The organism is Salinivibrio sharmensis (genome assembly GCF_001995985.1).
In the GTDB taxonomy this organism is placed as follows: Bacteria; Pseudomonadota; Gammaproteobacteria; order Enterobacterales; family Vibrionaceae; genus Salinivibrio; species Salinivibrio sharmensis.
On record NZ_MUFC01000009.1, the window covers coordinates 113508 to 140183 of the forward strand.

Annotated in this window: 17 protein-coding genes; 7 read left to right on the forward strand and 10 right to left on the reverse strand. The window is 48.1% G+C overall.

Features of this window, described 5'->3' with window-relative positions:
* Positions 1-14 precede the first annotated feature (14 nt).
* The 3 genes from BZG74_RS10285 to BZG74_RS10295 form a co-directional block, all read right to left on the reverse strand.
* Entirely contained in the window at positions 15-482 is a 468-nt protein-coding gene (locus BZG74_RS10285; RefSeq protein WP_077772506.1) for a PAS domain-containing protein, read from the reverse strand.
* A 4-nt stretch (positions 483-486) separates the two neighbouring features.
* On the reverse strand, positions 487-1488 hold the full coding sequence (locus tag BZG74_RS10290) for a response regulator (protein WP_077772507.1): 1002 nt from the start codon (positions 1486-1488) through the stop codon (positions 487-489).
* 124 nt (positions 1489-1612) lie between these two features.
* Positions 1613-3178, reverse strand: coding sequence for a hypothetical protein (locus BZG74_RS10295; RefSeq protein WP_077772508.1), 1566 nt, complete (start codon positions 3176-3178; stop codon positions 1613-1615).
* Between the two features lie 286 nt (positions 3179-3464).
* On the opposite strand from BZG74_RS10295, the gene BZG74_RS10300 reads away from it, so the two are divergent.
* Positions 3465-4613 carry an acyl-CoA desaturase gene (locus BZG74_RS10300; protein ID WP_077772509.1) on the forward strand — a complete coding sequence of 383 codons (1149 nt, stop codon included), beginning with the start codon at positions 3465-3467 and terminating at the stop codon, positions 4611-4613.
* Between the two features lie 85 nt (positions 4614-4698).
* Here the strand turns inward: BZG74_RS10300 and BZG74_RS10305 are convergent, their stop codons facing one another.
* Entirely contained in the window at positions 4699-5682 is a 984-nt protein-coding gene (locus BZG74_RS10305) for a CobW family GTP-binding protein (RefSeq protein ID WP_077772510.1), read from the reverse strand.
* A gap of 212 nt (positions 5683-5894) precedes the next feature.
* On the opposite strand from BZG74_RS10305, the gene BZG74_RS10310 reads away from it, so the two are divergent.
* Both BZG74_RS10310 and BZG74_RS10315 read left to right on the forward strand, forming a co-directional pair.
* A complete protein-coding gene (locus BZG74_RS10310) occupies positions 5895-7283 on the forward strand; it encodes a TldD/PmbA family protein (protein ID WP_077772511.1) in 1389 nt (462 codons plus the stop codon).
* Positions 7280-8632: a TldD/PmbA family protein gene (locus BZG74_RS10315; RefSeq protein WP_077772512.1), complete on the forward strand. Its 1353-nt coding sequence runs from the start codon at positions 7280-7282 to the stop codon at positions 8630-8632. The genes BZG74_RS10310 and BZG74_RS10315 overlap by 4 nt, the downstream gene beginning before the upstream one ends.
* A gap of 34 nt (positions 8633-8666) precedes the next feature.
* Here the strand turns inward: BZG74_RS10315 and BZG74_RS10320 are convergent, their stop codons facing one another.
* Positions 8667-9572, reverse strand: a complete 906-nt coding sequence (locus BZG74_RS10320) for an alpha/beta hydrolase (protein ID WP_077772513.1) — start codon at positions 9570-9572, stop codon at positions 8667-8669.
* Between the two features lie 97 nt (positions 9573-9669).
* Positions 9670-10290 (reverse strand): TetR/AcrR family transcriptional regulator, encoded by a 621-nt coding sequence (locus BZG74_RS10325; protein ID WP_077772514.1) that lies wholly within the window; start codon positions 10288-10290, stop codon positions 9670-9672.
* A gap of 406 nt (positions 10291-10696) precedes the next feature.
* On the opposite strand from BZG74_RS10325, the gene BZG74_RS10330 reads away from it, so the two are divergent.
* The 3 genes from BZG74_RS10330 (at position 10697) to BZG74_RS10340 (ending at position 15703) form a co-directional block, all read left to right on the forward strand.
* On the forward strand, positions 10697-12088 hold the full coding sequence (locus BZG74_RS10330; RefSeq protein ID WP_077772515.1) for an L-cystine transporter: 1392 nt from the start codon (positions 10697-10699) through the stop codon (positions 12086-12088).
* Between the two features lie 185 nt (positions 12089-12273).
* Positions 12274-12837, forward strand: coding sequence for a PhnA domain-containing protein (locus tag BZG74_RS10335; RefSeq protein WP_077772516.1), 564 nt, complete (start codon positions 12274-12276; stop codon positions 12835-12837).
* 190 nt (positions 12838-13027) lie between these two features.
* Positions 13028-15703, forward strand: a complete 2676-nt coding sequence (locus BZG74_RS10340; protein WP_077772517.1) for an EAL domain-containing protein — start codon at positions 13028-13030, stop codon at positions 15701-15703.
* Positions 15704-15824: 121 nt separating this feature from the next.
* On the opposite strand, the gene BZG74_RS10345 is transcribed toward BZG74_RS10340, so the two are convergent.
* On the reverse strand, positions 15825-16157 hold the full coding sequence (locus BZG74_RS10345) for a TM2 domain-containing protein (protein ID WP_077772518.1): 333 nt from the start codon (positions 16155-16157) through the stop codon (positions 15825-15827).
* A gap of 689 nt (positions 16158-16846) precedes the next feature.
* On the opposite strand from BZG74_RS10345, the gene BZG74_RS10350 reads away from it, so the two are divergent.
* Positions 16847-18760 (forward strand): methyl-accepting chemotaxis protein, encoded by a 1914-nt coding sequence (locus tag BZG74_RS10350; protein ID WP_162274015.1) that lies wholly within the window; start codon positions 16847-16849, stop codon positions 18758-18760.
* Between the two features lie 274 nt (positions 18761-19034).
* Here BZG74_RS10350 and BZG74_RS10355 read toward each other — a convergent pair whose 3' ends face one another.
* From BZG74_RS10355 to BZG74_RS10365, 3 genes are all read right to left on the reverse strand, one after another.
* Positions 19035-23804, reverse strand: coding sequence for an alpha-1,6-glucosidase domain-containing protein (locus BZG74_RS10355; protein WP_162274016.1), 4770 nt, complete (start codon positions 23802-23804; stop codon positions 19035-19037).
* A 369-nt stretch (positions 23805-24173) separates the two neighbouring features.
* A complete protein-coding gene (locus BZG74_RS10360; RefSeq protein WP_077772521.1) occupies positions 24174-25001 on the reverse strand; it encodes a MalM family protein in 828 nt (275 codons plus the stop codon).
* A gap of 63 nt (positions 25002-25064) precedes the next feature.
* Positions 25065-26384 (reverse strand): maltoporin, encoded by a 1320-nt coding sequence (locus BZG74_RS10365; RefSeq protein WP_077772522.1) that lies wholly within the window; start codon positions 26382-26384, stop codon positions 25065-25067.
* Positions 26385-26676 lie beyond the last annotated feature (292 nt).

Consider the following 26676-nt stretch of genomic DNA (forward strand, 5'->3'; position numbering starts at 1 on the left):
CTATTTTGAGAGGCTTATTTTTGCGCGGCTTGTTGTGATGATGCGGTGGCACGCGGCGTTTGGCTCGCCAACGCCTCATTAGTCACATCCTGGATGGAGATAAACATGTGATTGACCTCCCCGCGCGTATTCGCCATTGGGTGCATGGTGACGTTTTGATACATAAAGGGGAGCTGACCGGTGATCGGGCGAACATGACGACAACGGAACAAATACGGGCGTTGCTGCCAGACAATAAAACTGCGACAACGGAGATCGAACACGGGTTGGGACTTGGCACGAAACCAAGGCTCATTGATCTCCGGAAACACCTCGAATAACGAGCGGTTTTGCACATCTTTAGCGTGTTTACCGCTATGGTGAACCATAAAGCCATTCCACATTTGAATGTGGAAATCTCTGTCTAACACAATCAATCCCATGTCGATGTGCTGTACCATGTCGAGCATCCAATGGAATTGGTCAAAATCTTCTGTGCTCATCGCATTACTCCTCATCCATTAGGTAGGCCAACTTCGCATCGAGCAGCGGCAAAGACTCATCCAGTAGCAATAGTAACAAATCGCATTTTATATCTGTCCCATCAATTTGATAACTGACTTCAATGGTCACTGTACGTTTCCATGACCCTTTCATCGCGGCAATCAACTGATCCACTTCAGCGTGCTGACCCAAGAGCGCCGGATAGCTTTGCGAAAACTCTAACGCGCCTTGATCGCCTAAGCCCTTTAAAAAGGCACTAATCAGAATATTGCTAATATCGACCAGCAATTCGAGCTCGTTGTCGACCGACCCATCCTCGGGATAGTCCAACAATTTCACCATCTCGGTAATACTGGAATCACTAATCAGCATCAGCGCTTCGCCAGCGATCCCTTCCCCACTAAAACCCTGACACACACCGTTCATGGTATTTGATTGGGCCAAGTGCCGGATAGTCATGGTCAACTCTGTCACTTCAAACACATTGACCTGTGGCAGTGGCATGTGCACAAACACCCCGCAATGTCGGGCAAGTTTATCTGCTGCCTGCCCCATCGCAATGTTCACCACTTCCATGTAAATGTCTCGGCGACTGAGTTTTTCTTTGGGCGCGTGTGAACGCTCGGTCTCTGACGCAGAAGCAGTAGGTAAATACGCCTTGATCAATGCATCGACGCGCTCACGACTGATGGGCTTTTTAACAAAGTCTTTGGCGCCACGCTCTAAGACCTGCTGCTGGGCAAGCGGTTGGATGTCACCAGATACCACCACCACGGGTACCGTCATGCCAGCCTCTTGCATTGCTTCGAGCGTTTGGTATCCATCAAGTTCGGGCATAGTGAGGTCTAGGAACATGATGTCGATCGACTGACTACTTAAAACGTCCAACGCCACGTTGCCATTTTCAGCAAAGTGTACATCGGCATCCAAATCGTTGGGTAAGGTTCGCGCTAATTGCTTACGCGCGAGCGCAGAGTCGTCAGTGATCAGAATTTGTGTGGTCAAAAGCCTCTCCTTTCCTACATCTTTACTGAGAGTATGGCTGGGTAAACACTGTAAGCATAAACCAATATCGCGAGGAATGAGGGCAAACCAGTCAAAATCTAATGATTCTTTTCACGTCAGCGGACTAGCTTTGTTCCTGACACAAATAGGTAAGACGATCGGCGCGACTAATCAGTTCGGGGGCAGTCAAATAGAAATGATGCAAACACGTTAAGCAAAGCTGAACACAGGCGTACACTTTTTCACTAACAATTTCAGGAGGGGCGTCAAACTCGCCAGAGAGCAAGGCGCGCCAATCTTGTGCGAGTTCATCAATCATGCTCACATCGACGTCTTGTTTAACCAGGCGGCTGATCGCCCCTTTGATGGGAATAATATCCTCGCTGGCCGCAAAAATATTTCTCAGCGCAATGATGACATCCACTAGCGCATCTTGCGTGTCTGGCTGTTTTGCGGCAGCGTAGAGACGAGACATCGCCAAGCGAATACCGCTCGAGTCCGTATCATCGACCAGCATACTCCAGCGCTCAATATCAACTAAATCTGCCTCACTGATCGCCACAGGATCGTCCGTTTCTGCCACTGAACCAAAGTCTTGGCGCCGGTTATCAAGCGAGAATGGATCAATGCGCCAAACCCACTCCGGAGCAACGAAGGCTTTGTGTTCTCCGAGGTAACAAAGCGCCATACACAACACAATGTTGAGCTCAGTGGTTTGTTGCTCATTTTTAGCTTCTAAGACGTCCTCTGGCCAATCATCGTCTTCAAGAAAATCACCAAAGTTGATCGCAAAAGCGTAGCCAGATTCCAACATAAAACCGTTATCGCGACGTTTGGCCATTAACCCCGCGGCTTGCAACACATACTCAGCAATACCCGGGGTGTAGCGACGGACACTCCCCCACTTGGTATCCAATTCAGCCAAATTGGTGAGTGCCGCATTACGAAATCCAACAAACATCGGAATATGAGCAACTTCACCATCAGCTAAGCTGCGTGCCATTTCTAGCATTTCTTGCACCGTTTCCACGAACGTGTCAGGGCTAACCACTCCGCGAATGCGCATCAAATCATAGCTATTAACCAAAATCGATACAGGCAAACTGGCTAAGCTGACCACACCACGGTGACCACTGGCATCCTTATAGTCACCACAGGTTTGCTGCGGCTCTTTTCCCGTTGTAGTAAATAACCGAGATAGCGCCGGATCGGCTGCCATGCGTTTTTGTACTTGTTTACTGACCGGGAATTGCTCAATGGCTGCGGTGAGATAACCGGCACCTCGGTAGAAAAGATGCGGCCGTTGTCCGGCTTTAATAAGAAATAGCGGATAGAGTTCGCCCGCCAGTTGGCAAAAAGCACTGGTTAACGGGTCTGAACTATTAACGAGCGTCGCCAGCTCACCGCCCTGTTGCGCTCGCCAAACATTAAAGACGTGGCGGCCATTTTGCATCACGTGCGGCAACCGATAGAAGAAAGATTGCTCACTCTCTCCCTGTTCCACCGCAGACACACGCAGCTGGCGACATAACTCAATATATTGATTAAGTGTGTCGCGTTGTATCCGGCTCAACCCCAGTTTTTGCATCAAAATTAAGCGGCCTTCCGCTTCCGTAACGTTGAGAATGTAGCTCACCACGCGGTGGCCCATCGCTTTGACAAAATGCGGAATGGCCGGATAGGACATCATAGTTTCCTAACCTTGTGTTAATAAATCGCTGATATCAATGAATGTCGAGGCATCTATCAATGCTATCGGCAATGTGGCGTAAAACTATACCGAACAGAAGCATCGACCCATTAAAGACATGAACCCTGTGGGTGATGTTAAAAAGTATAGCGCTTCCATTGACTTGGCAAGCTGAGACAAACCCTGAAACACTTTTGCGCACAAAGGCGACAGTGAGGGCTTGACCAAGCTGTAGCACGCACCTATTCTAGCGTACAAGTGTACGCTTAAATAAAGATAACGAATTATGGATACCAAGGCTTCAACCTCTCCCCCTCAGAAACCACGCTTAATCTGGTTAAACATAAGCGTGTTTACCCTGACTTTTTTGATTGCGGTGATTGGAACGCCACTATGGGCGTGGCACCACGGTTTTGATTGGGTGCAAATCACTGCGCTGATTGTCGCATTCAGCTTTTGTGGCCTGTCAATCACCGCCGGTTATCACCGGTTGTGGGCCCACAAAACCTATCAGGCCCATCCGGCTCTGCGCTTTATCTTCGCCATTGGTGGAGCATTTGCGCTACAAAACAGCGCGCTTCATTGGTCGTCAGATCACCGCATTCACCATCGCCATGTCGATGACAACGATGTTGACCCGTACTCGGCCAAACGCGGCTTTTGGTTCTCACACCTTGGCTGGATGCTTCGCGAGTACCACCCCAACCGTTACGGCGATTACAGCAACTGCCGCGATCTGCAAAAAGATAAGATCGTGATGTGGCAACACAAGCACTACCTTGCGCTGACACTGGCAACCAACTTTGGCTTCCCTATCGCGTTTGGTTTGCTTCATGGCGATGTTTGGGGCGCGATTTTACTGGTCGGCTTTACTCGATTGGTGCTAAGCCACCACACCACCTTTTTCATCAACTCGCTGGCGCATGTGTGGGGCAGCCAACCTTATACCGATAAGAACACCGCGCGGGATAATGGCGTGCTCGCCTTGATGACCTTTGGCGAGGGCTATCACAACTTTCACCATATCTTTGAGAATGACTACCGCAATGGCATTCGCTGGTGGCAGTTTGATCCGACTAAATGGCTGATCAAAACCGCATCTTGGCTGGGCCTGGCGGCAAAACTGCGCGTGACCCCCGAAGAGAAGATTGAAAAAGCGCGTGCGACCATGCAATTGCAGCGTGTCACACAGCAGCTTAGTGACAAGCCACACGCATCGCATCGTCTGCAAATTTTGCAACAAGAGTATGATGCCTTGGTCGCCAAAATGGCGGATTACTACACGCTGAAAAAACAGCTGTTGGCGCTCGAGCGTGACAAACTGCGCGAAAAAGTCGAAAACGCCGAGTTGACTCAGCAATACAAAGATTTAAAGGTGCGTTTTCAGCAACAAAAACGCAGCTGGCAGGTGCTCACCGCCAAATATGCCAGCTAGCCGTGACGAACAAGCGACACACGACAAACCGGCCACGTGGGCCGGTTTTTTTATCTAGCACGGACGCGCCGCTAGCAAGATCTCTTTAGACTCTTTGGCTAGACGGGGTAAGGAAAGAAAGCAGGATCGACTCCAGCTCATCCCAAGGTAAGGCGTCGGTATCGATCACTTCGATGCGCGACTCGGCCTGTTCAATCGACATAGGCGTCACGGTAACCACCTGATTGGCCACGTTAAACGCGTAAAAGCCCTCGTCAGTATTAACCACCGCTTTAATACGTTGGGCGTTGATGTTGCTCAATAGCCCATATAAAGCATCAAAGGGAAAGCAACAGTTCGCAGCAAATAACCAGCCGCAGCTGACATAGCCCTGCCCTTGGTTTTCTTTGCGCGTATCGGTATCGTCCGGACCCAGAGCTAATGTGATCATCGGCTCGGCATCGTTGTGATGGTGATGATAGTGCGCTTGACGAGCGTGACGCGGTAACGCAAGCCACGCGGTCTCGAGCGCCCCCTGCTCAACGCCGGTTACCAAGCTCTTCTCGCCATCAAACGCAGCGACATAATCATAAAAGGTGGCGATTTGCGCCTCACTACATTGGTCAAGCTTGTTGGCCACCACCACATCCGCGAGCGCGATTTGATCATGAAAGTTTTGATTTTCACGATAGCGCACATCGTCAATACAACGCGGATCCACCAAAGTAATGGTCGCGCCCAGCGACAAGGTGGTGTCGAACGGCGGCTGCGTCAGCTTACCGATAATGTCTTTAGGATGACCGAGTCCGGTCGGCTCAATCAAAATCCGATCCGGCTGCTCAGCGAGCAAGGTATTTAGCCCCACCGTCATGGGTAGGCCAGCCACACAACACATGCATCCGCCCGGCACTTCCTTTACCAGCGCACCTTGTTCAGAGAGGATAGCGCCATCGACACCCACCTCACCAAACTCGTTCACCAAGATAGCCCAACGCTCATGCTCGGGTTTATTCGCTAATAAATGACGAATCGCCGTGGTTTTCCCCACGCCAAGAAATCCAGTGATAATGTTGGCTGCGATCTGACTCATGATTCTATCCGCTCCTTACTTGTATCGGCGTAGTGTAACGGATTGCGCCACACTCGTCGCCTTTTGGTCACACGCATGGAAAGTGTCCATGTGCAGGTCAGTGAATGGCACAAAAAATGATGAAATATCATGCACTCACTGCAAGTGGTGATCATTACCAATAAAAGCTTGGTAGAATGAAAGGTTCGCTAACACACTTCTTAGGAGGAAGTATGCTGAATCCATCAACGGCAAAGTCGGTGATTGACCATGCCCTGTTTTTAGGCGCGGATTTCGCCGAACTCTTTGTCGAACGCCATCACTCAGGCAACGTAGAGCTGTTGTCTGGTGAGGTGGATAAAGTGAGCTCAGGGATTGATTTTGGTATTGGTATCCGGTTGTTTTTCGGTCATAAAGTGCTTTATGGCTACACCAACAGCCGCGATGAAGAACAATTGAAAAAAGTCACCAGCTTGCTGTGCGCGCGTGACAAACGCGATCAAATTGCCACCGCGGGACCGCTCAATTTATCCCATTTAAATGACAAGCACCCGGTGTCTGAGCCGTTATCGTCGGATCAACATGTCGCCGATAAGGTGGCGTTCTTACGTCAAGTGGATGCTCGCATTCGTGCCGAGAGCGATAAAATCGCCCAAATTATTGGTCGTGTCGGCCAACGTGAGCAACAGGTCGAAATTTTTAACTCTCATGGCCTGCATGTCACAGATACCCGCCACTACACCCGTATTGCCGCCACGGCGGTCGCCACTAACGGCGAGGAGCAATCAACGGGCTTTGATGCCCCCGGCGCGCTCACAGGCTGGGAGTTCCATCAGGATATCGATCCGGTTGAGCTTGGCGAGCGTGTCGCACGACAAGCGCTGGTTAAACTCGGTGCCCAAGCCTGCCCATCGGGCGAAATGCCGGTGGTGATTGGCAACGGCTTTGGTGGAGTGATTTTCCATGAAGCCTGTGGCCACTTGTTAGAAACCACCTCGGTTGCGAAGCAAGCTTCCGTCTTCCATGACCAAATGGGCGAAATGATTGCAAGCCCTGTGGTGAGCGCGGTGGACGATGGCACCTTGGCGAATGCATGGGGCTCAATCAATATCGATGATGAAGGCATGGAAACCCAGCATACCCAGTTGATCAAAGACGGTAAGCTCACCTCCTTTATGGTCGATCACATGGGGAGCCTGAAAACCGGTTATGCGCGCACCGGCTCTGGCCGACGTGAGTCTTATAAATTCGCACCGACCTCGCGGATGCGAAACACCTTTATTGAGCCCGGTAACGACAGCTTAGATGCCATGATTGGCTCCATGGAGCGTGGCATCTACGCCAAGAAGATGGGGGGCGGCTCAGTACAACCCGGCACCGGCGAGTTTAACTTTGCGGTCCAAGAAGCTTACTTGGTCGAAGACGGTAAGATCACCGTGCCACTCAAGTCTGCCACCTTAATCAGTACGGGGCCTAAGGTGCTTAAAGAAATCAGCATGGTCGGCAAAGATCTTGCCCTTGCCGCCGGTATGTGTGGCTCGGTGAGCGGCTCAGTCCCCACCACCGTGGGCCAACCTGCATTGAAAGTCGATAACATCCTAGTAGGAGGCGGTAACGCATGAGTGAGCAAACCATTAAAGCAACCCTAAGCGATGCAGTCGATCAGGTCCTCAGCTTGGTGGAACAGCAAGGTGCGCAAGCAGACGTGATTGCCAACGCCAGCGAAAGCTTGTCACTTAAAGCCGACCAAGGCGATCTCTCCGAGCACAAAGTCACCGCCGGTGAAGTGATCGGCGTGCGGGTGATCAAAGGGGATCAAGTCGCCACCAGCTATTCAGAATCGCTAGATAGCGACAGCCTTGCCAGTATGGTGAACGCCGCACTCATCAACGCAAGCTTTACCAAGGCCGATCCGGATCAGCACATTCGCGCTGAGGGGCAGCAAATTGATCAGCAAGATCCCAGCTTACTGCAAGCAGATAACACCCCGATTGAAGACAAGATCGCGTTGGCGCTGGCCCTTGAGCAAGAGGTAGTTAGCCAACCCCGTGCAACGGGTGCGCCCTATAATGGTTACAGTGAGCAAACCCAATATCAGTTGCTTGCCAATACCTTAGGCACACGCTGCTATCACAGCGAACGTAGCTTTAGTTGCTACACCGCAGCACTGCTCAATCACGACGGTAAGCAAGCGATGCATCTCGGCGCGTCAGTGTCACGCCGCTTTGCTGATCTAGATCTCGCCCATGCGACCCAACTGGCCTACCAAACCGCTGACGCCTTGCTTGAAGGGGGCCCAGTGAAAACCGGTTTGTATCCGGTGATTTTTGAGCATGACTGTCTCAGCGAATTGCTGGGCGCCTTTGGTAGCTGCTTCTCCGGTGATGCCGCCAAGCGCGGAACCAACCCGTGGCGTGAAAAAGTCGGCAAGCCGATTGCAGATAGCGCGCTCACTATCACCGATGTAGCAAGGCTTGATGGCGGGATGCGTATTAAAGCGTTTGATAGCGAGGGCTTTGCCACCGCCAACACGCCTTTAATTGAGAACGGCGTCTTAGTCGGCTTTTTACACAACAGCGCCACGGCGCATCATTTTGGTGTTCCTCATACGGCTAACGCGGGCCGCAGCCCTAAAGGCGGTTTGGATGTTACTTCTCGTCATGATGTGATTGCCGCAGGTAAGCACAGTGATGCGGACGTGCATGCCGGTGAATACCTTGAGTTAGTGTCACTGCAAGGGGTGCATTCAGGCGCGAATGCCATCAGTGGCGACTTCTCTTTCGGTGCAAGTGGGTTTGTTTGCCGGGATGGAAAACGCGTTCGTCCAGTTCGCGGCATCACAGTGGCTGGTAACTTCTATACCATGCTCAATGAGATAGATGCGATCGGCAATACCGTGTTACCCAACTATGATGGTGCCTTCTTTGCGCCGCGCATCCGCTTCGCCCGCTTATCCATCGCGGGTGAATAACGTCGCATCTTCTAAAGGCACTAAAGGCATCGGTTTAGGCTGATGCCTTTTTATTCTCAGTTTGTGCTTCAACACTTTGTACCGCAGGGTTCATTTTTGCCGCCAAGTCAGCAAATGCCTGCATGGCGATATCACTGGTAAGAATACGCCCATGCCCCAACCCTTCGGTAGCTAACACAGTCACATGCGGGTAGTCAGTGGCTTTTTCGGTAACGGCAAAGGAGGCAAAACGATCATTTTTATCGTGGGCAATCACCACCGGATGGCGGCGACGCGACAGCTTTTCAAGCGGCTCAATGGCTTCGATTGGGTAACCGTGCTGCTCGCCCACATCTTGAACAATTGCATCAAACAGCTTCAGTGAATACCCAGACTTGCGCACTGTAGCGTATAAGTTTTCCCGATAGTTGAGCACAGGTGCGACCAAAAAGAGCGGTAAATCATCCATCTGCGGATGCTGGCTCTCGAGTACCGCGGCAGCGCCCATGCTATGCGCAATGATCCCAGACACATTATCGACTTGATCTAATACATCATTGATCGCCTGCACAAAGCCAGGAATATGACTCTCTGACCCACCACTTTGACCATGGGCAGGATGATCAAACGCGACCGCACGAAAGCCCAAGGACGCAATGTGCGCCATGAGTGGAAAAAACTGACTGGCAGACCCCGACCAACCGTGCGTGAGCAACCAGGTTGGTCCAGCGCCAAGGCTATACATTTGCAACCCCCCTTCTTGGCTTTGCACTTGAGAGTGCACCAAGCCGTCTGGCTCTGGGTTCACCATTGGGCTACGAGTGGGAGTGAGGAAGAGCTTACGCGCCACTTTTTTAGCATGACGAGGTGCCAAGCGATGATGACAACGGCTTACCGCCCCTACCAGAGAGCGTTTAACGCTAAAACGGCCCGGCGTTGAAAAATACACTTTTTTACTCATAGTCATTGAATCCTTAAAATCGAACGAGTGTTCGTTTTTACGCTGAAAAACAACCTCGTTGTTTTCAATGCGACACTCTCTTCATCTTGTTGGGTAATTAGCGGCGGCTTTGCGCGAGCAATTGCTCAACACCATGCCAAAAGCGTGTTCCTTCCGGCGATTCGAGTGACAAGCGCAGAAATAACTGGCTACTTAAATAGTGCCCATACAACTGATACACAGCCTGCCAGGTATCAAGGTCGGCACGAAATTCGCCGACATGTTTGCCCTTTTCAAATTGTGCGGCTAGGTAGTCGAGCCACTGACGGGTAACGTGCTGCAACGCTTGGTGGATGGGATCATTGCTCGCACGCTGCTCATGCCACGCATCTAAAAATAAGCACTGACCCTGAAAGTGCTGATGCCAGCCCATCCAATTGCGCAGCAAGTGTTGTAATTTGGCTTCAATACTCGCGTGGTCGGCGTCTCGACTCGGAGTGATCACCCGCTCGATAAAACGCTCGCCGGCAAAATGCACCACCGCAATCTGCAAGTTTTCTCGCGAATTGAAATGGGCAAATAGACCACTTTTTGACATTTTCACGTCACGCGCCAAGCTACCAATCGTCAAGCTTTCCAATCCATATACGCTGGCCGAGTCAAACGCAGCTTCGAGAATACGTAATCTCGTTTGCTCACGTTTCGAGAGCGAGTATGTCAGCTCGTTAGATACGCTCATCTCATTAAACCTTCAAAAAGCGGATTGCTAAACAAACATTGGCGGCGCCACGGCCCATTGGCAGTAAACATCTATCACCTTACCGCAACCGTTCACCTATTTATAGTACGAACGTTCGTTTTTATCGAGTCGATAAATGTACGTGTTTGGTAACCTCCCACCGTCAGGCTCCATAAGAAGTCGCATTTTCATGCCTTTGCGCAGTTTATCAGCAAAAATTGCTGAAATCGTGTGTCATATTCTTTTTAGTTTTAACAAGTGCTTTTTTTATCTATCAAGAATGTGACATAGGTCTTCATTGCATGCACCTTCCGGCATATGATGCCAACCAATCACTAACTCTTTAATACGTTTGACGGGGTTAGGAGCTCAAATCATTATAATTCTCTAGATTGGAACGCCGATTATGACAGTTATCCTTTTAAATCTGATCGCTTTTGCGCTGTTGCTGGCGGTGCTTGTCAAATTGCACAAGCAACAAAAATCGTTATCCACACGAGTGTTTACTGGCCTCGGCTTGGGGGTTGCATTCGGTGCCGCGCTACAAGCGTTATACGGTGCTGACGGCGCGATCACGCGTGAAACCATCAACTACATCAATATCGTCGGCTCCGGTTATGTCAGCCTACTCAAAATGATCATCATGCCGTTGATCACCGTGTCGATTATTGGCGCGATTTTGAAAGTGAAAGACTCTGGCTCCCTGGGCAAAATCTCTAGCTTAAACATCGGCATTTTGCTAGCCACAACCGCAGCTTCCGCACTCATTGGTGTGCTTGTTAGCAACTTGTTTGGGCTATCTGCGCAAGATATCGTACAAGGTGCGCGAGAGATGGCGCGCGGCGCCGCCCTAGAGCAGCGTTTGGGTTCGGTCGAAGACTTATCACTGGCTGATATGATTATCTCTTTCTTCCCGCAAAACCCATTTGCAGATTTGGCCGGTAGCCGTCCAACCTCGACTATCGCTGTGGTGATTTTTTCTGCCCTTGTCGGTATAGCCGGTGTGACCTTGTCTCGCACTCAGCCTGAGCTTGGTGAACGTTTTGAGCGCTTTATGGATGTGGCTCAGAAATTAGTGCGCACGCTCGTACGAATGATCATCGGCCTCACTCCCTACGGTATTTTGGCTTTGATGAGCAAAGTCGTTGCCGGCTCTAACGTGAGTGAGATTCTTGAGCTTGCCAATTTTGTCGCCGCCTCTTATGTAGGCTTAGGTGCCATTTTGGTCATGCACTTGGTATTGATTGGCCTTGTCGGTATGAGCCCAATCCAGTACCTGAAAAAAGTGCTCCCGGTGCTGACCTTTGCCTTTACCTCTCGCTCAAGCGCAGCCACGATTCCACTCAATATCGATTCACAAATGAAGAACTTGGGTAACGATCCGGCCAGCGCCAATTTCTCAGCCTCATTTGGTGCCACCATGGGTCAAAATGGCTGTGCCGGCTTGTATCCAGCCATGCTGGCAGTGATGATTGCGCCAACCATTGGCATTAATCCACTCGACCTGGGCTTTATCGCCACCTTGGTGGCAGTTGTCACCGTAAGTTCATTCGGCATTGCCGGTGTAGGCGGCGGCGCGACCTTTGCGGCACTGATTGTACTCTCGGCATTGGATATGCCTGTTGCGCTTGCAGGCCTGCTCATTTCTATCGAACCTTTGATTGATATGGGCCGTACTGCTGTGAATGTGAGCGGCTCTATGACGGCCGGCACCCTCACCTCGCGTTTAACCGGTGGCCAAGATAAATCCATCTTCGATCACCATGAGGTGGTGAAGCAAGAAACGGCAAATGCCTAACTACTGAAAACAATAAACATGACTGATGCCACGCCCACGCGTGGCATTTTTTTATTCATACTGAGCCTGCATAGAGCAACGCCATGCGATGACCTAATCCCTTACAACTTGTAAGAAATTATTTCAGCGATTACACTCTGCGCCACTGTAACTGCAGGGATCCCCTGCCAACCGTGAGATAATCAATGAGTATTGAACAAACGCTTCAGGCGCGCAGTGGCGGCCAATGTGAACTCTGCACCAGCCAAGACAACTTATCTGTGTATGAAGTCCCATACTCGCCCGACACCACAGCGAACAGTTGCATATTGGTTTGTGGCACGTGTCACGACCAGCTGCAACACCCAGATAATATGGATGTGAACCACTGGCGCTGCCTGAACGATAGTATGTGGAGCCAAGAGCCAGCGGTACAAGTCGTTGCCTACCGCCAGCTCTCTCGTCTTGCTAGCGAAAGCTGGGCACAAGATAATCTCGATATGATGTATATGGAGGACGATGTCCGCAAGTGGGCAGAAACCGGTCAAGATATCGAAGAAGTCAAAGTATTAGACGCTAACGGCGTGGCACTGCAAAAAGGCGACGACGTGACCGTGATTAAAGATTTGCCTGTTAAAGGCTCAAGCCAGGTGATCAAACAAGGCACAGTGATCCGCGGCATTAATTTGACCGATGATCCTACCCACGTGCAAGGAAAAGTAAACGGCCAAACCCTGTTTGTGATTGCAGAGTTCTGCCGCCGTAAATAAATGGGTGGACGGTCTTGATACTCCGACGCGGCGTCCCAGTGGCGCCGTGTTAATCACGCTTCTGAACAGTTTACACTGTAAAACGTTACGCTTTCCTCACCGTGAAACCAAATAGATTGATCATTGGCAATCCTTCGCCTATTTTCAAACCATGGCACTCGCCACCTGCCTCTTTTAATTGGATTTTTGCATGACTCGTAAGCCGTTTGTCACACTGCATAGCAAAGCCGCACTCATTTTTATTTTGGGCTTGTTGGCCATTTTTATTAGTAGCCTCCTGGTGACACGGTATTTTTTTCTGTTCGGTATCAGCCATTTAGAAGATATTGAGATTGCCCGATCCAATGATCAAGCTCAGGCCATTATCGAGCGGCTCATTAATAATCAAGCAGAATACGCTATCGATTGGGCGCATTGGGACGATACCTACGAATTGGTTAACGGACGCAATCCCGACTTTGCAGCAAGAAACCTAGAGGACGCCAGCTTAGAGTCCTTGGGACTCAATCTGATGGGGTTTGCTGATTTAAACGGGAAAGTGATCGAAGCTAAAGTATTGAATGAAAAGGACGAGCACGCTTTTATCTCCGACATATATCAATCGGCTCCGGTGCACGACCACATCACCCAAAGATGGAGCAATCAACGACAATCCTTAGCTGGCTTACTTGAACTGCGCGGAAGAATATGGGTGATCAGTGTCAGCCCAATCAGAGACAGCTCAGGACAGGCTGAAGCTGCTGGGTGGATGATATGGGGCCAAGCACTGACGGGACGTTTTCCATCTGCCTATGAGAATATTTTGGCGGGTAAAAACACCCTCGTTACAGCAACATCAATTTACGCAAACTCCGAGCTTCCTTCCATCGCACGGGATAATACCTACATTACACGCCTCAGCCCCCTGCACGACCTTAATGGCGATCTGGTCGCCATTTTAAAAACCAAAGAGCCGCGCCGCTATTACCAGCAAGGTAAGCAAGTGTTTTATTACTTGATTCTCGCGTTGGTTATCATCAGCGCGCTCATTGGCGGCTCGGTATACCTCCTTTATCGACGAAAAGTGACTAAGCCGTTTATCTCTTTCGAGCGTGACGTGAGTGCATTACTGGGTGATGCTGCGTCTCCAACCAAATCAAAAGACACATTCACACGCATTACTCAACAAATTGAGGCCTTAGCTCAGTCTTCGTCGCAAACAGAACAGCAGTTAAAAGAGGCATTATCAAAATTCGATGCGTTATATCACAGCCAACATTTGGGGATGATTGTCTTAGAAGGAGAGAAGATTGTTGATGTCAACCAGGCGCTTTTACAGTTGCTCGGTCATCAGCGTAATACCTTACTGCACCGCTCTTTTGCCACACTGGTGATCAATGATGAGTCTGCACTTAAGCAACTGATGCAGTTTGAGCAACACCCCGAGCGTGAGACAACCCATTTTGAAACCACCTTACAAAGTGCCGCGGGGCAACCTTTAAATTGCGCCATAGAGGTGATCCGCCTCGACCGACAAGAAAGCGGCGCCGTCATGCTTGCCGTTAAAGACATGAGTCAACAAAAGCGACAAGCCGCCTTGATTGAAACCTTGTCTCAGCATGACACCTTATCAGGACTGCTCAACCGGCCCGCAACCATTAAAGCATTAAACGAGGCCTTATCTGGGCCTAGCCCTGTTTCCACTATCTATTTTATTGCCACTCGGCTGCGTGAAATCTATGAGATATACGGCCATGCCGCTTATGACGGTGCCGTGAAACACATTGCTGATAGCCTCAGCCAACGTTTTCACGGCGTAACTGTGGGGCGTTTGAGTGAAAATGAGTTTGTGATCTTTAGCCATAGCAACGACGATAACAAACTCATTAATGAGGCCAACGACGTACTAAGAGACAGTACCAACCATTCGACCATTACCGATACCGAGTTTGATATTGGTTTAAAAGCCGCGTTCGTTGATTCCCATCTTCAATTTGAGCACTTCGAGGCACTGGTGCACTGTGGCTTTTATGCGATAGAACAACAGCATGGGCCCAAGCAACATGTCATTATCGTAGACGATGCTCTCGCTCAAGCAGGTCAAGAGACCTTGGTGATCAACCGGAACCTCGTTGCGGCGCTCAAAAATCATGAGTTTACCGCTTTCTTTCAACCCATTGTCAATGCGACATCCAATCAAGTGATCGGCTTTGAAGCATTAGCTCGCTGGCATCATCCGGCCCTGGGAATGATTTCGCCTGGCATCTTTATACCATTAGCGGAAAAACACAAACTCATCATTGAGCTCGACGAGCTGGTGCTAGAAAAAGCCTGTGCCTTTTTACAACAAATTCAACAGCACTGGAGTAGACAATCACAACATCGCCTTACCATTCACATTAATTTATCGAGCCCACACTTCGGCGCGAAGTCTCTCGTCACCAACCTCAAACGGCTTATTCAGCAATATCAATTGGCTCCTGGACAGCTGGTATTAGAGGTCACTGAAAGTATTTTGCTTGGTGCCGATCAGGAAACAATAAAACGGATGCACGATCTTAAAGCGCTTGGCGTCCAGCTTGCACTCGATGACTTTGGTACCGGCTACTCGTCCTTCAGCTCTTTGTGCAATTTCCCGCTCGATATTGTCAAACTCGACAAGTCTTATATGAGTGAAATTGAGACAAATGAAAAAGCAAAAACACTGGTGCGCAGCATCATCAACATGGCACAAGAGTTAGGGATGACTACCGTGGCAGAAGGTGTCGAAACCGCCTCACAACTGCGCATTGTTAATGTTTGGCGCGTCGATGAAATTCAAGGGTTCTATTTCTTCAAACCCATGAGTGCGGAGCAAGCGTTAAGTACATTTGCTCACAACAAGTAACGCGGGAAGTTGAATGTACAAAGAGAGCGATTACAAGTTGATCACGGTGTTCATTTTTGATTAAAAAGGCTGCCGCGTGCCGTATCAGCCTTTCATTTTTGGAAATCTTTATTCGAGATATCTACTTCCAGTCACGTTCTAACTTCCCGTCTTTGAAACGGTACATTGAGAACCCGAACTGTAGTTCATTACCATTACCATCTTTAACAATACCGGTATCTTTGCCTAGGCTATGACCCATTAAGTCAACCATTAGTAATGCATTATCAATAAACCACCATATACCAAAGCCACCCAACGTGCAGGCTTTCAGTAATCCGGAGCCAGGTTTGCCTAGATAGAATCTATCTGCGCCGATAAACCCTAAAAACATACCTAGGATTAGTGCGATTATTCTATTTTTGGGTTTAAAATTCTTCACTTCTTTCTCTGGTGCAGGTGTTGTATCTGTCATGTCCCTTCCTCATTTACACAGTAAAAGTTCGACTGGGTGTAAATACCAGAAAAGTTACGTAAACCTCAACTTTTTGTTCGTTCTTTTAGACATCGACTCCATAATTCTAGCTTCGCAAGTTCATTAGCTTCATTGAGCGATACTGACCGGAGAAATATAAGCTACGCCCCCCCTCTACGCCCCGAACACAGCTTAGAAAAATGTGAACTAATGCTTTATGGCGTCTGTTTAACTTGCAAAATTGAGATCTTTCCCCTGTTTACTCGTGATTGCTCATCAAAAAATATGCGATAGATCATGGGAGAATAAAAGGACCTCGAGAATTTTACTTCCTCCCTAGTATCACTCAGTTTAGGAGGATGTGCCTTTTTCTTAATTAAGTAACACTAGTGTCAATTATCGTCTCTGTCGGCGCGCTACCGGTTGTGCCATCACTCTTCGCACGACGCCTTTGTCTCGCCACTCGACGAATCAGAATATTTCTTTGTGCGGTTTTATTTGTGCGGATAGTGATTATGAAAAAGTTGCGTAACCTTTCTATAAGTCAACGAATAAGCTTAGCTGCCTCGTCCATCGTCCTGATCGGTCTTGGGGCTGTGAGTGCCGTTTCCTTGTCAACGCTGAATAGCAGCCAGTCGGCAATGTCATCCCAGGTCACTGAAAACGTAAAACGTGACCAGGTGATCAAGATGCAAAATCGCGCAACAGCGATTAGCGAGGAGATCCATGCGTATATTGCCTCTCCCCTCGACACTGTGCGGACTATCGCTCAAATTTATACCTCAGAAGCGGAAAAGAATAAGTCAGCACGGATCCTCGACCGAGATGATATTCCTCGGATCATGTATTCGATTTTGAAACGCCAACCTGAATGGCACAACATCTACACAGAGTGGCAAAAAAATGTGTTGGGCGCCGATGCTTTTTACTACGGCGACCCAACAAGCGCTGCAGATGGCCGCTATGTGCCGTCGGTGTCGGTGGATGAAAACGGAGAAATGCGCCTTACCGCTGCGCAAAATTTTTCTGAAACCAATCCTTGGTATCAATGCCCGGTGAGCACACAAAAAGATTGTATCACCGATCCGAGAACGGCTGAGATTAATGGCAACACTCAAACGGTGTTTGATGTAACAACCCCCGTCTTCCGTTTCGATAAAGCCGTTGCCATGGTGGGTAGTACACTGACTACGGCACAAATCCAGTCCATTCTGGCTAAACGTGCCGACAATAACGGTAAGCTGTTTGTTGTTAGTCAAAATGGACGAATCGTTGCCAGCACCGATCAACAGGCCCAGCATGGTGCCCCGGTCTCCAAACTATCCTCTCCCGCGTATCACTCTCTTGCCAAGCTTCAAAACCAGAGCCATAAAAGCCAATTCAAACAAACCGATTCGCACTTTTATGTGTCGCAACCCATCGAGTTTGGCAATATGTCTCAGACGTGGTCAGTGATGATTGTGACCCCCAAGCAGGCCGCGATGGCACCCGTCACACAACTGAATCAGATGATGACTAACGCCGAAAGCGATATTCAAAACACCATTTATTGGGTAAGTGGCCTCGTCCTTGTTCTCGCTTTTGGGATCATTCAAGTCGTCATCAGACGCCAATTGGCGCCGTTAACCAGTGTTGATCACTCCATTCAGGCGATAGCCCAAGGTGGTGGCGATTTAACTCAGCGCTTGTCGGTTAATGGTAAGACCGAGATTGATCGTATCAAACAGTCAGTCAATCAGATGCTGGATGCGCTGCAATCAATGGTGGGACAAATTCAACAAGTGGGTGGGCGCTTATCCGACACATCAACGACAGCCAATAACGCCATCACCGATGCCCACCAAGCGCTGTCTGATAATACCGAGACATTACACCAAGCCGCGACCGCGATGGAGCAACTGACTGCGACCTCAAAAGATGTGGCAACCAACTCTGAGGCCTCAAAAGAGAAAAATGACGCAGTGGTCTCATCGCTGAATCAGTGCATGGAAAATGTTGCTAATAATGTGGCACGTAACCAAACCGCCAACACAGATCTGCAAAAAGCCAACAGTTTTGTTAGCGAAGTCAAAACCAGTGGTAGCGATATTGCCTCTCTACTCGACGACATTCGCGGCATCTCAGATCAAACCAACTTGCTAGCGCTCAATGCCGCAATTGAGTCGGCACGCGCCGGTGAGGCTGGCCGAGGATTTGCGGTGGTCGCTGACGAGGTGCGCGCCTTGGCCCAGCGTTCACAAAAGTCTGTCGACCAAATCGTCTCGACGCTTGAGACGTTCAATCAACTCCTTACCGATATTGAAGCTGTCATCCAACAAGGTGAGCGTGGTGCGGCAGAAGGTTATCAAGCGAGTATTTCCGTGCAGGAGACCTTAACCGAGATTGTTGATTTGGTGCAGCAGCTAGGCGATATCAATTACCAAACCGCAGGCGCGGCCGAAGAGCAAAGCGCGGTTTCTCAGCAGGTGGCTGAAAACATCCAAGCTCTTTCGCAGCGTATTGAACAAACTTTGTCACTCAGTGAGCAAGCGCAAGGCGCAAACCATACGCTGAACCAAGAAGCCACCACCATCCGTCAGCTGGTCGAGACGTTCAAAGTCTAATCCGGCGCTCTCTCTTGATCGCAAAAAAGGGCACTCATTACTGGTGCCCTTTTTTCAAACATAGTAACTCGATCATTTCTTTATCTTAGCTACAGCCTTATTTCTTATGGTGTTCGCGAAACGGAGGGAAGCCAGCAGGACACAGCTTTGGTAGCTGTACACCAGGCTTGGCCATAGTTCGGTGTCTTGTCCTTGCTAAAAACAAATAAAAAGCTAGCTTCGTCATAAAGCTAGCTTTTGTATCTATTCGCGATGCTGTGTTTTGCTCAGAGCCCTATTGCTTGAATACACCAACAACGGGGTTTGCTTGTGATCTATCTAACCACCATACATAGTCGCCAGCTTCGGCAAAGTGAACGCTGAAGTTACCATCACTCGTCTTAGCCAAAGGTAAAGATTGCGGATGCGGTTGGTAAATCCAAGCATTAACTTCATGAGACCAATCATCATTAGCAAATTTGAACTCATGGCTGTCACCGGCGGCGACAGAGATCGGCATAGTACGATATTGCTCAACGCCGACACACTGAGCACTATTTTCCACTGACCAATCATTCATTGAACCACGTAGATAGAGCGATTGAGAGCAATCAGTGACTTCTTGTCCTTTTTCAACCACAAACACACTGGCGCTAAACGCCGGTATACTAAAGGTGCCATTGGTAAAGGTTGCATGCGCTGAGGCGTGTTGACTCGCGGCAAGCGCTGGATGCAACCGATAAGGCTGACCTTGCGTATTGGCTAGGAAAAAATCTTGCCCTGCTGCACTGTTATTGATCAGTACCACCACTGATTGATGGGGCTGATCCTTTTGGTTTTCCGTTGGCACTGTGCTGGCGGTGATTTGCATTGCCACTACGCCATTTTGACCACTGACATTGTGAAAACGTACTTGATCATTAATTTGCTGAGCGGTGGCTAAACGCAATAACGGCGTTGTGCTGCGCACTTGTAATAAAGTTTTCAACCATTCATGGGTTTGAGTAATATCTTGAGGACTGGGGCCATTTGGATCTTGCTCTATTCTATCAAGGATCATGTCCCAGCGATCGTGTGCGCTACCACACCTTGCGCTGTTTTTCTCACACGACGGTAGACCAACATTCCAGTTATTGGTTTGCTGCGTAAAATCAACGTAGTTAAACCAGTCACCTGAGTTATAACTGTCGCGATCCATCGATTTAGAGCGTAACAAGTCTTGTCCCATGTGAATAAATGGGATCCCTTGGGCCAATAACGGGTAAGCCATCGCAATTTGCTGCACTTTTACACGCTGTGTCGTATCCATATTAGGCAGGGTTTCAGCAAAATTATCCCATAAAGTGGGGTTATCGTGTTTAGAAACATAGTTGACGGTTTCATTAGGTTCTAAACTGTAACCTGTTATCTGGCCGTTCCAGAGATAATCCTCACCACGAATGCCACCATCAATCGGTAACTGATTACTGCGCAAATTACCGAGCAAGCCATAACGCACCACATTTAACGCATGCCCATTTTCCCAAGGTGCAGCGAAAATACCACCTTCACGTACTGCTTCACGAAGGCGATCGTTAAACGTCCCTATTCCCGTGCCCGCCTTATTGAGCTGCGTGGCTTGTCTAAAACGCGCATCATTTTTTACTTCACCAAAATTCCACCCTTCGCCGTAAAAATAAGTCTCAGGATAAATAGCTTGTACTGCTCCACGTGCGCGTAATCCCGCTTTTAGTGGTATATGACCCATCAGATCAAAACGAAACGCATCAATGTGATAATACTCGGACCACACTTTGATCGAATCGATCATCAATTTTTCCATCATTGCCCATTCTGTGGCGGTGTTATCGCAACAGGTTGAGTTTTCTATCGCCCCCGTTGATGGATTGAGACGATGGTAATAACTCGGCACCACTTTATCTAGCACGGAATGCTGACTATCAGGGCCAGCGGCATAAGTGTGATTATAAGCCACGTCCAACGCCACTGTTAGTCCCATCTTATGGATGGCTTGAATCATCTGCCGTGTTTCAATCACACGCGCTGGTCCATTGGCATCACTGGCATAGCTGCCTTCTGGTACATTAAAGTGGAATGGGTCATAACCCCAGTTATAGCTATCCAGCCCACGCATCAGTTGCCACAGATTATTGGCATCAGAGCTCGTCGGCTCAAAACCTGCAAAGATATCGAGTAGTGGCTGGTTGGCTGGTTCGCTCGCGCATAACTGCTGACCAAAGGCATTATTATGTTCTGGCTGTTCGTCTAAAAGCTGACATAATTGACCAAGGGTCTGGTGGACATCAATGCGCTGGTTAGGATCTTCATTGATTGAGCCAAGGTTGTTAATCGGTAACAAATGTAAGGTAGTCAATCCCGCATCAGCTAAGCTCTGTAAATGCTGAACAGGCTCACTATTTTGCAACGTAAAGGCTAAGTATTTACCTCGGTAATCTTGCCCACCAGGAGAAAGCTCTAGCGTTGATTGATCACGCGCACTAAAGTCACGCACTTGGGCTTCATAGATGCTGAGATCTGTCGGGTTGGCAACGACTGGACGTTTTACTGAGTCCCAACCATCTGGGAATAGCTGTGGGTCGGCGAGGTCTAGTGCTTGGCTAAACTCACCATTAGTAGACACGTTGACCGAGTAAGGGTCACTAACTACCACTTGCTGTAAGTGCTGAGTATCAAAGCGAACTTGCTCAATATGGTAACGATAATAATGTCTATTGGCTTCATTTTTTGGTAAACGCGTTGACCAAATTCCGGTGCTTTTGTCTTCTTTTAGCGTTATTTCACGGCTATTTTCGGTTAATTGTGGGCGAATTTCCAAATTAACATGCTGTGCAAGAGGCGCCCACAAAGCAAACTCCACCTCATTGCCGTGATAACTTACGCCCAAAGCTTGATGATAAGCGCTATTCTGATCGTCTCGATTCGCGTACAACGCATCTAAAACGCCTGCGAGTTGCACCCGATCATAGTGAACCAATTGCCCATCTTTATAACCGGCTAACAAATGTTGCTGTTTTAACAGCGATTGTAGCGAGAGTTCCTCAGGTAACGTTATTTGATAAGCTGGGCCGTCGAGATAACCAAAGCGACAGTCTTCTTCAACTGGTTGACATTCCGTGCCCGCATAAGACACTGGAGTTAACTCTATTTTACCATCGTACCCTTGCAATTTATCTTGCTCGATACGCAAAGTCGCATTGTCTGAATAATACAGGGTGACTTGATCAATAGAATGAGTGTCAATACCGTGCCACACTAGCGTCTCTTTATCGACCCAATGACCTCGAGCGAGAGTCTCACTTAGTGGGTTAACCACAGTGCTAGATTGATCATCATCACTCGATTGCTCTTGATCACTTGCCTCTTGATCATCATCGGTTTGGTCCGGTTGCGTGTGCTGATCACCCTCAGCCGCATCGTCCCCTTTGCCAGAGCCCTGAACATTGCCGGTCTGATCACTGCCTGCTTGATCATGGTTATCTTGGCCATTATTGTCTTGTTCCTCGGCTATGTCCTCATCACTTTCAGTCGACTTAACTCGACTTGCTAGGTGAATAGCTAAGGCCTTTTGTGGACCCACAGTCACATTATCAATTCGGCCTTTCTTATCAACCGTCACTTGATGATCCGCACAATCGTCTATTTCCGCCTCCATCACATTACAGTATTGTCCTGCTAGTAAGCTTGTTTGTAGTTGACTGAGCGAAAATGGCTGCTGGCTATGATTAATCGCAACAAAACCGCGCCCTTCACGCGCAAACGCAATTTGATTTTTCGCACCATTATACCAGTGGCTGGTCGGTGCTTGTCGGACATCTTGTCGAAAGGCCACCATATTCGCAATCGCTCGCCAACGGTGCTCGCACACCCAAGGCTCACCAGCAAAACAGGCTAAGCGACCATCAGCTTGGTGAACGTCTTTCTCTGGTGGCCCCAACTCACTGTTAGTAAAGGCATAACTGGACATTACTCGAGGGTAGCCATAATCCCACGCCAGCATAAATACATTCGCAAGGTCATAAATATTGGCATATTCAGAATTGCTTTGGTGAGTGAGAATACTGCCACCAGCGCCATGCCCACGCTGATTATCATGGTTGTCAAGAAATACCACAGCTTTATCGCTAGGTGTATATATTTCTTTCCAATCACTGCCAAATGTTTTTAACCAATGTAAATTGCCCTCGGTAAAAACCCGGGCGATTTGTTGGCCATAACGAAACTCTTCAACGGCGGCAATAGGCGTGTATTGCTGTGAACGCACAGATTCTTCATTACGCGTGTCGATCACTTCAGAAAAAAAGTAGGCCTGTTCCCGCTGTGTGACTCGGTCCAAGATAGCGCTTAAATCATCAGCGGCGATATGCTTTGCTGCATCAATCCTAAAGCCTTTCACTCCAAGCGCAATTAACTCATCAATATAGGCGGCGATGGCTTGCTGTACATGCGGATCAGCGGTATTTAAATCCGGTAAACCACTTAGGTCACAATGCTGAACGCGCCAAGTCCCATCATCTGGATTCTCACCGCTGTGGTAATCTTTACCATCAATCGTACAGTTACGATCGGCATTTTTAGGCATATGGTACTGGTGATAATGGCCAAGCTCTGCAGAAAAACGACTATCACCATCAAAAAACGGGTTGTCAGGTTTAAGCATGCCTTGGAGATGTTCACGACGCTCAAACTGACTACCTGCCGTACCAATCGCCTTTCCATCCTTATCAATTAATCCAACGTCAGTACCATTCTCTCCCCAATCAGGGAAGTGCAGCTCATCGGTGATGTCAGCGGTATGGTTAATGACCAAATCAGCATAAATATCAACGCCATGCTCTTTACACGTATTGACCATATCAATGAACTGATCGCGATTCCCACTACGTGAGTTAAGACGGTAGCTAACCGGTTGATAACGCGTCCACCAGGTACCGCCAATGATATGCTCATTAGGCGGCGATACCTGGACAGCGCTAAAGCCCTTTTGTCCTAAATAGGCACACTCTTGAGCGACGTCTTCCCAGCGCCATTCAAACAAGTGCACCATAGCGGTGTGATTGTTAGGTAGATTAGTCTCGTTTTTCTCCTTATTTTGTGATTTCTGGCTATTATTCTGCTCATTGATATCGTTTGCCTCTATTGTTGGTGAAGCGATATTTGTATCTTTATTTATCTTATCAGTTTGAGTCGTTCCTTCACTATTACAACCTGATATAAGAATAGAAATGAAAAGCGCAAAAACGACTTTTATTATTTTTTCAGGCACAATGACATTTGTATTCATCACCACTCCATGCTGCAGAAAAGATTAAGTGAATTAATAAGTCTTTATCTTTCAGGTCACGTTATAAATTACCTATAAGAATCATCAATATATTATTCTTATGTAAGATTAAAAAACTCCTTCTAAGCTCGATTACTGCTTGTCTAACTGTGCTTTCATCGCGTCACGAAAGACTTGGTCAGCGTCAGTGATACCCAATTGCTCCGCATCACGCAGTAATCCCATTGCTTTGTCGACATCGTTATCTGCAATCGCGGCCCGAATAGCCTGGTGATAAAAGCTAACGCTTTCTTGTTGCGGACGTTCAGTGGCGGAGAGCGCTGGCTGTACGATAGACTGATCTCTGGTACGTGCGCCCAATGCCGTTGCTTCGATGGAAAACGTGCCAGTCAACGCGCGCGGCACTTGAATGTCATCTACTCCAGCTAAATAGTTGCCTCTACCCTCTGCATCCAGTTTCGCCGGATGGCTGACCGCCACCGTTTCATTAAGTTTATCTTTATCGGTAAAAATAACCAAATAGAGCGCACTGTCACCGACTTGTGGGTGGGCTTTAATATTACCTTGCAAGCGGTTGCCATCGGCTAAGCGAGGTTTTAGGTAGACCAGCTCATCGTCGTCGAGTTTAGCGCGAATATCGCCAGACTGATTAATGATTTTAGCACTTGGGACAAAAACACTATCGTATATTTCTGCCTCGATATTGATATCCAATCCATTTTTTACCATCGGTAATTCAAAAATAACGCCAGGGCTATCAATGTTATGGATATCGAGGACTTGTGTTTTTGTGGTGACCGCTACTTTGAGTTCTTTATCCATCTCTAGCGGTAGTTGTTTCGCTTTCTCAATCTGCGTCACTGCCTCTCCCGTAGGTGCAATCTGATATTGGTTATCAACGATCGTCGAGCACCCATTAAGCAGTAATAATCCAGAGATAAATAACACTTTTTTGTTCATATAAAACACCTAAAAAAATAGCCGACAATTGTCGGCTATGAAAAAAGACAGTTTAAAAAAGGCTTACCACCAAGCTTCTACTTGGACACCAAATTGTAACGAGTCATCTGACTTACTATCATCGAAGGGTTTACTATTATCTGCTTTATCACTATTTAAATATGAAGCATAAAGACGGATCTCGGGACGAGCCCAGAAACTTGATCCCGCCGACCAAGCTTGAGCAACGGTAAGTTTACCGTATTTATCTTTATTTCCATCGTTATCATCTACAGAATAACCAGCTTCAAAAATTGTTTTGCTATTTTGATTCCATTTATAAACTGGACGCACAACTGCAGACATGGCTTTCCATTTACCCTGTCCGTCCCACATCTCTTCACCAACACCATAAAGCAGTTGGTGTCCTAATTCCCAGTCATCTCCAAGACCAACGACACCCCAGTTGATCAAACGATAACCACTAGCGCCGCTTTTCGCTTCGGCACCATACCAGCTTCCATCACCGTAGAAAGCAAAGGATTTTGAGTAACCTTCAGTACCGTACTGAAATACTGTTTTATTGAAACCATCTGCAAGGCCTTGAGTTAACTCAGATGTTAGCATTACGCCATTTTTCGCATCTTTAGCCGCTTGTGATGCAGCATCAGTATCATGAACTAAAGCGTAGTTAATGCCCACTTCCAAAGAACCATTTTCCCATAGTGGAATACCTGCATAACGAGCATCTAGAGTATTAACATTTACCGCAGAACCTTCATTACCAGTATCAGGAGTATCACCGTTGTTATTTTCACCTAGCTTAAAGTTATCATTTCGATCATTACGAACCCAAGCTAGTGAAAGTTGACCTGGACCGGCTTCAATTCCCTCAATACCGGCACCAGCGCCTGAAATATTCCAGTAATATAAATCGGAAATATGAATATCACGGCGTTGGTAATAACGCTTACCAGCCCATAGTGTAGCTTCAGGAGCAAAATCTAGAACACCTTGAGCTCGTACATTTAACTGACGTAACGCGAACTCAGCATCATTTGCACACTTAACGATATCATCACCGCTATCATTTGTAGCTAGACCACAGTTAGCAGCGGTTCCTTCCCAATCATTTGAACCATTAGAGGTCATTGCAAGCATAGAATCAACGTAAAACGTCTTACCGTCGTTATTATAAACCTCTTTACCTAATTGAACTTCGCCGTAGATATCACCTTCGTTACCAAGGCGACCAATTTTATTTTTTTCAAACGTAACCTGTTGCCCGCCATCGGCACTAACACCAACACCCGCTCGCATGTAACCATTAAAATCTACAGCAAATGCTGAGGTGGCAGTGACAGCAGTCGCGACAGCCGCCGCAATTAAACTTACTTTTCTCATACCTTACTCCATAATGCGCCTTTTTTACTTGTCTCTTTACACCGGCAGTAGGAAGTGGAAAAAGACAGTGTGTCCAAGGCTTAGCTTTCTTCGTTATCCTGGAAATATCCTATCCCTGAGTACTAAAATGCGCGTCATCCAGAGATGTGGTCGAAGGGGGAGGAGGAGCAAGGAGGAGATAAGGAGGATTATCCTCACTTGTCGACATCGATCACTGAACCAAGGCGTAATTGGTAACTGGGTTTCTTTTTTACCCCCTACAAAACGTCGAATAGATCACTATTAATAATTT

Bases quoted from the DNA above. Each gene is read 5' to 3' on its own strand.
- BZG74_RS10285 (WP_077772506.1), bottom strand. From the start codon at position 482: ATGAGCACAGAAGATTTTGACCAATTCCATTGGATGCTCGACATGGTA.
- BZG74_RS10295 (WP_077772508.1), bottom strand. From the start codon at position 3,178: ATGATGTCCTATCCGGCCATTCCGCATTTTGTCAAAGCGATGGGCCAC.
- BZG74_RS10300 (WP_077772509.1), top strand. From the start codon at position 3,465: ATGGATACCAAGGCTTCAACCTCTCCCCCTCAGAAACCACGCTTAATC.
- BZG74_RS10305 (WP_077772510.1), bottom strand. From the start codon at position 5,682: ATGAGTCAGATCGCAGCCAACATTATCACTGGATTTCTTGGCGTGGGG.
- BZG74_RS10310 (WP_077772511.1), top strand. From the start codon at position 5,895: ATGCTGAATCCATCAACGGCAAAGTCGGTGATTGACCATGCCCTGTTT.
- BZG74_RS10315 (WP_077772512.1), top strand. From the start codon at position 7,280: ATGAGTGAGCAAACCATTAAAGCAACCCTAAGCGATGCAGTCGATCAG.
- BZG74_RS10320 (WP_077772513.1), bottom strand. From the start codon at position 9,572: ATGAGTAAAAAAGTGTATTTTTCAACGCCGGGCCGTTTTAGCGTTAAA.
- BZG74_RS10325 (WP_077772514.1), bottom strand. From the start codon at position 10,290: ATGAGCGTATCTAACGAGCTGACATACTCGCTCTCGAAACGTGAGCAA.
- BZG74_RS10330 (WP_077772515.1), top strand. From the start codon at position 10,697: ATGACAGTTATCCTTTTAAATCTGATCGCTTTTGCGCTGTTGCTGGCG.
- BZG74_RS10335 (WP_077772516.1), top strand. From the start codon at position 12,274: ATGAGTATTGAACAAACGCTTCAGGCGCGCAGTGGCGGCCAATGTGAA.
- BZG74_RS10340 (WP_077772517.1), top strand. From the start codon at position 13,028: ATGACTCGTAAGCCGTTTGTCACACTGCATAGCAAAGCCGCACTCATT.
- BZG74_RS10345 (WP_077772518.1), bottom strand. From the start codon at position 16,157: ATGACAGATACAACACCTGCACCAGAGAAAGAAGTGAAGAATTTTAAA.
- BZG74_RS10350 (WP_162274015.1), top strand. From the start codon at position 16,847: ATGCAAAATCGCGCAACAGCGATTAGCGAGGAGATCCATGCGTATATT.
- BZG74_RS10355 (WP_162274016.1), bottom strand. From the start codon at position 23,804: ATGGTGCACTTGTTTGAATGGCGCTGGGAAGACGTCGCTCAAGAGTGT.
- BZG74_RS10360 (WP_077772521.1), bottom strand. From the start codon at position 25,001: ATGAACAAAAAAGTGTTATTTATCTCTGGATTATTACTGCTTAATGGG.
- BZG74_RS10365 (WP_077772522.1), bottom strand. From the start codon at position 26,384: ATGAGAAAAGTAAGTTTAATTGCGGCGGCTGTCGCGACTGCTGTCACT.